The sequence below is a fragment of the Phenylobacterium sp. genome (assembly GCF_030651185.1).
GTDB lineage: Bacteria > Pseudomonadota > Alphaproteobacteria > Caulobacterales > Caulobacteraceae > Phenylobacterium.
Genome location: NZ_JAUSCJ010000018.1, coordinates 173,049 through 181,333 on the forward strand (window position 1 = coordinate 173,049; position 8,285 = coordinate 181,333).

Genomic DNA, 8,285 nt, shown 5'->3' on the forward strand with positions numbered 1-8,285 from the left:
TGGGAAGCACATGGCTAAGGAATTCGACGTCGACCGATCCCCCAATCCGGTCGATCTGCACGTGGGACTGCGTATCCGGCTCCGACGCAAGGAACTGGGCGTCAGCCAGGAAAAGTTAGCGGACTCCATCGGCCTGACATTTCAGCAGGTCCAGAAGTATGAGCGCGCCGCCAATCGGGTGAGCGCCTCGAAGCTGTGGGACATGGCCCGCGCGCTTCAGACCTCGATTTCGTATTTCTTCGATGGCTTGCCGGACGCGGAATTGAACGCCCCGGTCTCCAGCGACGGCCCGTCTCCGGCCCACGCCTTCCTGATGACGCCCGAGGGCATGGAACTGGCGGCGGTCTTCCCCAAGGTGCGCCGCGCCCGCGTGCGTCGGCGCATCCTCGACCTGGTCCGCGCCATGGTCGACGAGGACGACGGCGAGCCGGAACCGGCCGCGCCACGCGAGCCCGCGAACGTCGCCTGACCGCGACGCCCCGCACCGCCGACCTGTTCTCTGATGTGATCACGGGCTTCGCGCCCGGGACGCCCTGCGCCACGACCTGTTCGCCGGGACCCGGCATTCGGGAAACGCCGTCTTCCGCGGCGTGTGGCCGCTTGCGGGATATAAAGATTTCTTTATAGGATTTCCGCGACGTTCCAGCTCGCCGCCTCTGCCTGCGGCGCCCGCGCTTATTCCGGAGCCTTCTCTTGAGCCGTTCCTCCTACATCTTCACCTCGGAAAGCGTTTCCGAAGGCCACCCGGACAAGGTCGCCGACCGCATCTCCGACACCGTCGTCGACGCCTTCCTGGCCGCCGAACCTGAGGCCCGGGTCGCCTGCGAGACCATGGTGACCACCAACCGCATCGTGCTGGCCGGTGAGGTCCGCGCCGGCAAGCCGGGCGCCTCCAAGGCGGAAAACAAGCAGATGACCAAGGATATCCTTGGCACGCTGGAGCCCCTGGTGCGCGCCGCGGTCAAGGACATCGGCTACGAGCAGAAGGGCTTCCACTGGCAGAAGGCGAAGTTCTCCAACTTCCTGCACGCCCAGTCGGCCGATATCGCCCAGGGCGTGGACTCGTCCAACAAGAAGGACGAGGGCGCCGGCGACCAGGGCATCATGTTCGGCTACGCCTGCGACGAGACGCCGGAACTGATGCCGGCCACCCTGCAGTACTCCCACAACATCCTCAGCAAGCTGGCCGCCGTGCGCCACGCCGGCGAGAAGGGCCTGGAGCCCGACGCCAAGAGCCAGGTGACCCTGCTGTACCAGGACGGCCGGCCGGTCGAGGTGATGCAGATCGTCGTCTCCACCCAGCACGCCAAGAAGATCGGCGAGAACAGCGCCTCGTCGAAGCGTATCCTTGAACTGATCAAGCCCTACGTCCTGGGGGTCTTCCCCGACGGCCTGGTGACCAAGAAGACCAAGTGGCACGTCAACCCGACCGGCAAGTTCCTGATCGGCGGGCCGGACGGCGACGCGGGCCTTACCGGCCGCAAGATCATCGTCGACACCTACGGCGGGGCGGCCCCGCACGGCGGCGGCGCCTTCTCCGGCAAGGACCCCACCAAGGTGGACCGTTCGGCGGCCTACCTCTGCCGGTATCTCGCCAAGAACGTGGTGGCCGCGGGCCTGGCCCGGAAGTGCACCATCCAGATCAGCTACGCCATCGGCGTCGCCCAGCCGCTGTCCTTCTATGTCGACCTGCACGGCACCGGCGAAGTCGATGCGGCCAAGCTGGAAAAGGTCCTGCCCGAACTGGTGAACGGCGCCACGCCGCGCGCCATCCGCGAGCACCTGGGCCTCAACAAGCCGATCTACGCTCGCACCGCCGCCTACGGCCACTTCGGCCGTACGCCGGACAAGGACGGCGGCTTCTCCTGGGAGAAGACCGACCTGGTGGAAAAGCTGCGGGCCGCGCTCTGATCGAGGCGCTCCGGCGCTGGGCGTTCTCGCTGCGGCGGGACGCCCACGCCGTCTGGCTGGCGGCGCGCGACCCGCGCACGCCGGTCGCCGCCAAGCTTCTGGGCCTTGCCGTCGCGGCCTACGCCCTGTCGCCTATCGACCTCATCCCGGACTTCATCCCGGTCCTGGGCTATCTCGACGACCTGATCCTGGTTCCGCTCGGCCTGTGGCTGGCGATCCGCTTGATCCCGCCCGAGGTGATGGTCGATCACCGCGCCGCCGCCGAGGCCGCTGCGCGCCGCCCGGTGAGCAAGGTAGCGGCCGGCGCCGTCATCCTCGTCTGGCTGGCCTTCGCGGTCGGAAGCGGGATGCTGCTGGCCCGCCACGTGCGGCTGGGCTAGAGCCGGGGCAAATGGAAAGTCACCCGCCCCTCCGGTCCTTCGGCCGCCTCAAGTCACGGCCGATCAAGCCGCGCCAGGCCGCCCTGATGGACAGCCTGCTGCCGCGTCTCCGCACCCCGCTGGAAGACTTCGATCCCAGGACGCTGATGCCGGCCGCCCGCGACGTCTGGCTGGAGGTCGGGTTCGGCGGCGGCGAGCACATGGCCGCCCAGGCGGCGCGCGCCCTCGACACCCTGATCATCGGCGCCGAACCGTTCCTGAACGGCGTGGCCAGCGCCCTGCGCCATGTGGACGAGGCGGGGCTGGAGAACGTCCGCATCCATGACGGCGACGTGCGCGAGCTGATGGCCCGCATGCCCGACGCCTGCCTCACCAGAGTCTTTGTGCTGTTCCCCGATCCCTGGCCCAAGGCGCGGCACAACAAGCGCCGCCTGATCCAGGCCGAGACGATCGCAGAGCTGGCGCGCCTGCTGAAGCCCGAGGGCCGCCTAAGGTTCGCCACCGACTGGGCCGACTATGCCGACTGGACCCTCGAGCGGGTGCTGGCCTCAGGCCAGTTCGCCTGGCCGGCGGAACGCGCCGATGACTGGCGCGTCCCGCCCGCCGACCACATCACCACGCGCTACGAGGAAAAGCGCCTGGGCGACTGTGCGCCGGTGTTCCTGGACTTCGTGAAGTCCTGACTATTTGAGGAGCTTGGCCGGCTTGGCCGCCTCGGTCGTGTTGTGCAGTTCGATGCCCTGGCGGATCAGTTCACCGGTTTCTTCCGGATCGGCCCAGCGGACGATCTCCACCGACTTGCCCTTTTCCAGGTCCTTGTAGTGCTGGAAGAAGTGGGCGATCTGCTCGGTGAGGATCGAGGGCAGGCCGCGCCACGAGTCCAGCCCCGCATAGAAGGGGTGCAGCTTGTCCACCGGGACGGCCAGGATCTTCTCGTCGTTGCCGGCCTCGTCCACCATCATCAGGCAACCGATCGGGCGGCAGCGGATGATCGCGCCGGGCACCACGGGCGTGGGGCCCACCACCAGGATGTCCATGGGATCGCCGTCACCCGACAGGGTGTGGGGAATGAACCCGTAGTTGCCGGGATAGAACATGGCGGTGTGCAGGAAGCGGTCGACATAGATCGCGCCGCTTTCCTTATCGAGCTCGTACTTCACCGGTTCTCCGCCCTGCGGAATCTCGATGATGGCGTTGACGTCGTACGGCGGATTGAAGCCCACCGAGATCTTGGAAATGTCCATGGGGAGATGGCCTTTTCACACACGGGAAGAGTAGGCGCGGTCTTTGGACCATTCGCCGGCGCGGATAAAGGCCCTGCTTGACGCGGGCCCCGGACGAGGCTCGGGTTTGCGGCCATGGCGCGCACCTTTCTCATCGGGCCCGGCGGGGTCGGCAAGACGACGGCGGGGGGCGAGCTGGCTCGTCTGCTGGACTGCGCCTTCCTGGATCTCGACCAGCAGTTCATGGCCCGCGTCGGCCCTATCGACGGGGTGATCCAGGGGCTGGGTTACGCACGCTATGTCGAGCTGAACGCCGAACTCTTCGCCACCCTGGCGGCGGAGCTGCCGGAAACCTGCGTGATGGCCCTGTCGTCGGGCTTCCTGGCCAGCGACACCCCCGCCGGGCTGCTGGCGGCGAACCAGGCGCGGGTGAAGGCGGCGGGAACCTCGATCCGGCTGCTTCCCTGTGAAGACCTCGCGGCCGCGAGCCGGATCGTCGTCGCCCGCCAGATGGGCCGGGGGCTCGCCCTGGACGAGGCTCGCGAGGCCGCCAAGTTCGCCCGCCGTTTCGCCGACTATCTCGACCAGGGCGACATCAGCGTCTTCAGCGCCGCGGCGCCCGCCCAGATCGCCGCGGAGATGGCGCGCGCCCTGGGGCTGACAAGCCCCTGACGGAGTGCTATAGAGGCGCTCACATCGTCCGTAAGCGCTGGATAGCGCCTATGAGCGGCAGGCTTCGGCCCGGCCGCTTTTTTGTTGCCGGAGAGCCGCCGAGCCTATGCGAGGCAAGACCGCAGAAGATAGATCGCTCCTGGAGCTGCTGGACCCGGTGGCGCAGGCCTCGGGCTACGAGATCGTCCGCCTGCGCCTGATGGGCGGCGAGCACGCTCGCAGGCTGCAGATCATGGCTGAGACCCCGGACGGCGAGATGATCGTCGAGGACTGCGCCAAGCTGTCGCGCGCCATCTCCGAGGTGATGGACGCCGCCGACCCGATCAGCGGCGAATACACCCTGGAAGTCTCGTCCCCCGGCGTCGACCGGCCCCTGACCCGGATGAAGGACTTCGCCAACTATGAGGGCCATGAGGCCCGCCTCGAACTCGACCGCGTCGCCGACGGCCGCAAACGCTTCCGCGGCATGCTGGCGGGCGTCGAGGGCGACAATGTCGCCATCGATCTTGAGGGGGAGGCCGAGACCGCCCTGGTCCCCTTCGCCTGGATCGTCGAGGCCAAACTGATCCTGACCGACCAGCTGATGAAGCGTGGCGCCGACGAGCGCGCCGCACGGCTGGCCGACACCCCACAACAGACGCCCGAGCAAGAGGACTAAGATCATGAGCCTGACCGGCATTTCAGCCAACCGGCTTGAACTCCTGCAGATCGCCGAGGCCGTGGCCCGCGAGAAGTCGATCGACAAGGAGATCGTCATCGAGGCGATCGAGGAAGCGATCCAGAAGGGCGCCCGCTCGCGCTATGGCGCCGAGCACGACATCCGGGTCCATATCGATCCCAAGACCGGTGAGACCATCATCAAGCGCGTGATCACCGTGATCCCCGACGATCTGGTCTATGAAGCCGAGGACAGCGAGGACGGCCCGAGCGAGCCCATGGGCTCGCGCCGCCTGAAGGAAGCCCTCAGCGTCGACAAGGAGGCCTTCGTCGGCAAGACCTACGAAGAGGTCCTGCCGCCCTTCGAGTTCGGCCGGGTGCAGACCCAGATGGCCCGCCAGGTGGTGACCGGCAAGGTCCGCGAGGCCGAGCGCGAGCGCCAGCACGAAGAATTCAAGGACCGCGTGGGCGAGATCGTCAACGGCGTGGTCAAGCGGGTCGAGTACGGCAACACCGTCGTCGACCTGGGCCGCGGCGAGGGAATCATGCGCCGCGACCAGTCGATCCCGCGCGAGAACTTCAACATCGGCGACCGCATCCGCTGCTACATCTACGACGTCCGCCGCGAGACCAAGGGCCCGCAGATCCTGCTGTCCCGCGCCCACGGCGGCTTCATGGCCAAGCTGTTCGCCCAGGAAGTTCCTGAAGTGTACGACGGCGTCATCGAGATCCGCGCCGTGGCCCGCGATCCGGGCAGCCGCGCCAAGATGGCGGTGGTCTCCAACGACAGCTCCATCGACCCGGTCGGCGCCTGCGTCGGCATGCGCGGCAGCCGCGTGCAGGCGGTCGTCGCCGAGCTGCAGGGCGAAAAGATCGACATCATCCAGTGGAGCCCGGACGAAGCGACCTTCATCGTTAACGCCCTGGCCCCCGCCGAGGTCTCCAAGGTCGTCATGGACGAGGAGGACGAGCGCGTCGAAGTCGTCGTTCCCGATGAGCAGCTCAGCCTGGCCATCGGCCGCCGTGGCCAGAACGTCCGCCTGGCCAGCCAGCTGACCGGCTGGCAGATCGACATCATGACCGAGAGCCAGGAGAGCGAGCGCCGTCAGCGGGAGTTCTCCGAGCGCACCACCCTGTTCCAGGAAGCCCTGGACGTCGACGAGGTCATCGCCCAGCTGCTGGTCACCGAGGGCTTCGCCACGGTGGAAGACGTCGCCTATGTCGAGAACGCCGAAGTCGCCGCCATCGAGGGCTTCGACGAGGACACCGCCGAGGAAATCCAGGCCCGCGCCCGCGACTTCCTGGAAAAGGAAGCCGCCGAGCTGGACGGCAAGCGCCGCGAGTACGGCGTCGAGGACGCCCTGCTGGAGATCGACGGCGTCACCCTGCCGGTCGCCGTGGCCCTGGGCGCCGGCGACGTGAAGAGCATCGAGGACCTGGCCGGACTGATCCCCGACGATCTGCGCGGCTGGTTCGAGAGCAAGGACGGCGAACGGGTTCGCGAGCCGGGCATTCTGGAAGCCTTCAACATGGACGCGGCCGACGCCGAGGCCCTGATCATGCGGGCTCGGGTGGCCATGGGCTGGGTCGAGGCCCCGCCCGAGCCGGAACCGCAAGAGGTCGCCGAGGTGGAGCTCTCGGAAGAAGAACAGGTGTTCGGTGTCCGGGGCGCCCAAGCCGCGGCTCCGGCTCCGGCTCCGGCCGAGACCGAGGTCGCCGCCGAGCAAGACGTCCCCGCCGCCGACAGCGAGGAGGCGTAAGCCTCAGCGTGACCGCCTCCACCGTCCCCACCACCCTGGCGCAGGTCGCGCGCGAACGGCGCGACATCGTCACGGGCGAGGTGATGGCCGAGGACCGCCTGATCCGCTTCGTGGCGGGTCCGGGCGGGGTCGTGGTCCCGGACCTGGCGCGCAAGCTGCCGGGCCGGGGGATGTGGGTCGCCGCCGACCGCGCCTCGGTGGACACCGCGGCGCGCAAGGGGCTGTTTTCCCGGTCCGCCAAGGCCAAGCTCAATGCCAGCCCCGATCTCGCCGATCAGGTGGATAGCCTGATGCGGCGCCGGGTCCTGGACGGCCTGGGTCTTGCCAAGCGGGCGGGCGATCTTATCTCCGGCTATGAAAAGGTCGCCTCGGCGTTGAACGCCGGTCGCGCGGCCTGGGTGATCGAGGCCGCCGACGGCGCGGCGGACGGTCGCCGCAAGATCCTCAATGTGGCCCGCAAGTCACCGCGGGCGCCCAAGCTTCTCGGACTCTATTCCAATGAGGAATTGGGTTTGGCCTTGGGCGGAGAGAATGTGATACACACCGCCTTCCTTGCGGGGCGCGGCGCCGATCAGTGGACATTCGATGTCCACCGACTCTCTGGCTTCCGCCCGCTCCTTCCCGAGAGTTGGCGCGAGGAGCCCTGAAGAGGCGGGTGGAACGAACTTCGTTCCGCGCGCCTAAAGCTATTGAACGTGGTCGGTACGCCCGGCCGGTATGTAAAGCGAGCGCATGAGCGACGAGAACGACAACGGCCGACCCCCCGCCCCTGGCGGACGCACACCTCTCACCCTGAAGCCGCGTGGCGTCGCAGGGTCGGTGAGCGCGGGTACGGTGAAGCAGAGCTTCAGCCACGGCCGGTCCAAGACCGTGGTCGTCGAGACCAAGCGCGCCCGCACCCACGCCGCGCCCCAGGGGAACCTGGCCGCGCCGTCCCCGGCCGAAAAGCGGGTCTTCACCCCGCCAGCGCCGTCCGCGCCGCGTCCGGCCGGCGGCCCCACCGCCGATGGCAACCTGTCGGCCGAGGAGCAACGCGCCCGTCAGCGCGCGATCGAACTCGCCCGCGAACATCAGGCCCGTCAGGCCGCTGAGCAGGCGGCCCGCGAGGCCAGCGCCCGCGCTGCGGCCGCCCAGGCCGCCGCGCCCAAGCCGGTAGAAGCCGCGCCGCCGCCGGCGCCGGTCGCCGCCCCCACCCCCACACCCGCTCCGGTGGCTGAAGCTCCGGCCGCCCCGGCTCCGGTGGCTCCGGCTCCCACGCCTGCCCCGGTGGCCGCGGCGCCTGTCGCCCCCGCCGCTCCCGTGGCGCCGACTCCGGCTCCGGCCGCCCCGGTCCCGCAGCAACCTGTGGCCTCCGCCCCCGCGCCGCGTCCGGCTGCGCCGCAGGCTCCGGCACAGCCCGGCCAGACTCGAACCTATGAGCCGTCCCGCGAACGCCGCGATGACCGCCCCTCGACCACCACCTATCGTCCCGAGCGGGCGCCAGGCCGGTTCGAGAACACCAGTTTCGGCCAGCGCGCCCCGCGTCCCGGTCAGGATCGTCCCCAGAACGACCGCCCTGCGGCTGGCGCGCGTCCGGGTGGCGAGCGCCCCGCGGCCGACCGCGCACCGCGTCCCGCGGCCCCGCCGGCTGCCGGCGGCGACACCGTCCGTTATTCGGCGCTCGCGCCGCGTCCGGCCGCGCC

At 69.0% G+C, this 8,285-nt stretch carries 9 protein-coding genes and 1 pseudogene; 9 read left to right on the forward strand and 1 reads right to left on the reverse strand.

Annotation, left to right across the window (positions count from 1 at the left end; translation table 11 throughout):
* Window positions 1-10: 10 nt before the first annotated feature.
* The 4 genes and pseudogenes from Q7J39_RS08400 (at window position 11) to trmB (ending at window position 2,974) form a co-directional block, all read left to right on the forward strand.
* Window positions 11-469 (forward strand): helix-turn-helix domain-containing protein, encoded by a 459-nt coding sequence (locus tag Q7J39_RS08400; RefSeq protein ID WP_304822766.1) that lies wholly within the window; start codon window positions 11-13, stop codon window positions 467-469.
* Between the two features lie 224 nt (window positions 470-693).
* Window positions 694-1,911, forward strand: coding sequence for a methionine adenosyltransferase (metK, locus tag Q7J39_RS08405; protein WP_304822769.1), 1,218 nt, complete (start codon window positions 694-696; stop codon window positions 1,909-1,911).
* Window positions 1,912-1,922: 11 nt separating this feature from the next.
* Window positions 1,923-2,291: pseudogene (locus tag Q7J39_RS08410) on the forward strand (YkvA family protein); the annotation flags it as partial.
* 11 nt (window positions 2,292-2,302) lie between these two features.
* Window positions 2,303-2,974, forward strand: coding sequence for a tRNA (guanosine(46)-N7)-methyltransferase TrmB (gene trmB / locus Q7J39_RS08415; protein ID WP_304822773.1), 672 nt, complete (start codon window positions 2,303-2,305; stop codon window positions 2,972-2,974).
* On the opposite strand, the gene ppa is transcribed toward trmB, so the two are convergent.
* Window positions 2,975-3,535, reverse strand: coding sequence for an inorganic diphosphatase (ppa, locus tag Q7J39_RS08420; RefSeq protein WP_304822776.1), 561 nt, complete (start codon window positions 3,533-3,535; stop codon window positions 2,975-2,977).
* A 114-nt stretch (window positions 3,536-3,649) separates the two neighbouring features.
* Here ppa and Q7J39_RS08425 point away from each other — a divergent pair, with 114 nt between their 5' ends.
* The 5 genes from Q7J39_RS08425 to Q7J39_RS08445 all read left to right on the forward strand — a co-directional run.
* On the forward strand, window positions 3,650-4,186 hold the full coding sequence (locus Q7J39_RS08425; protein ID WP_304822780.1) for a shikimate kinase: 537 nt from the start codon (window positions 3,650-3,652) through the stop codon (window positions 4,184-4,186).
* A gap of 106 nt (window positions 4,187-4,292) precedes the next feature.
* Window positions 4,293-4,844, forward strand: coding sequence for a ribosome maturation factor RimP (rimP, locus tag Q7J39_RS08430; RefSeq protein WP_304822784.1), 552 nt, complete (start codon window positions 4,293-4,295; stop codon window positions 4,842-4,844).
* Window positions 4,845-4,848: 4 nt separating this feature from the next.
* Complete coding sequence (gene nusA / locus Q7J39_RS08435) at window positions 4,849-6,603, forward strand: transcription termination factor NusA (RefSeq protein ID WP_304822788.1); 1,755 nt, start codon at window positions 4,849-4,851, stop codon at window positions 6,601-6,603.
* An 8-nt stretch (window positions 6,604-6,611) separates the two neighbouring features.
* Complete coding sequence (locus tag Q7J39_RS08440) at window positions 6,612-7,250, forward strand: RNA-binding protein (protein WP_304822791.1); 639 nt, start codon at window positions 6,612-6,614, stop codon at window positions 7,248-7,250.
* An 85-nt stretch (window positions 7,251-7,335) separates the two neighbouring features.
* On the forward strand, window positions 7,336-8,285 hold a 950-nt coding region (locus tag Q7J39_RS08445), incomplete at its 3' end, for an IF-2-associated domain-containing protein (RefSeq protein ID WP_304822794.1).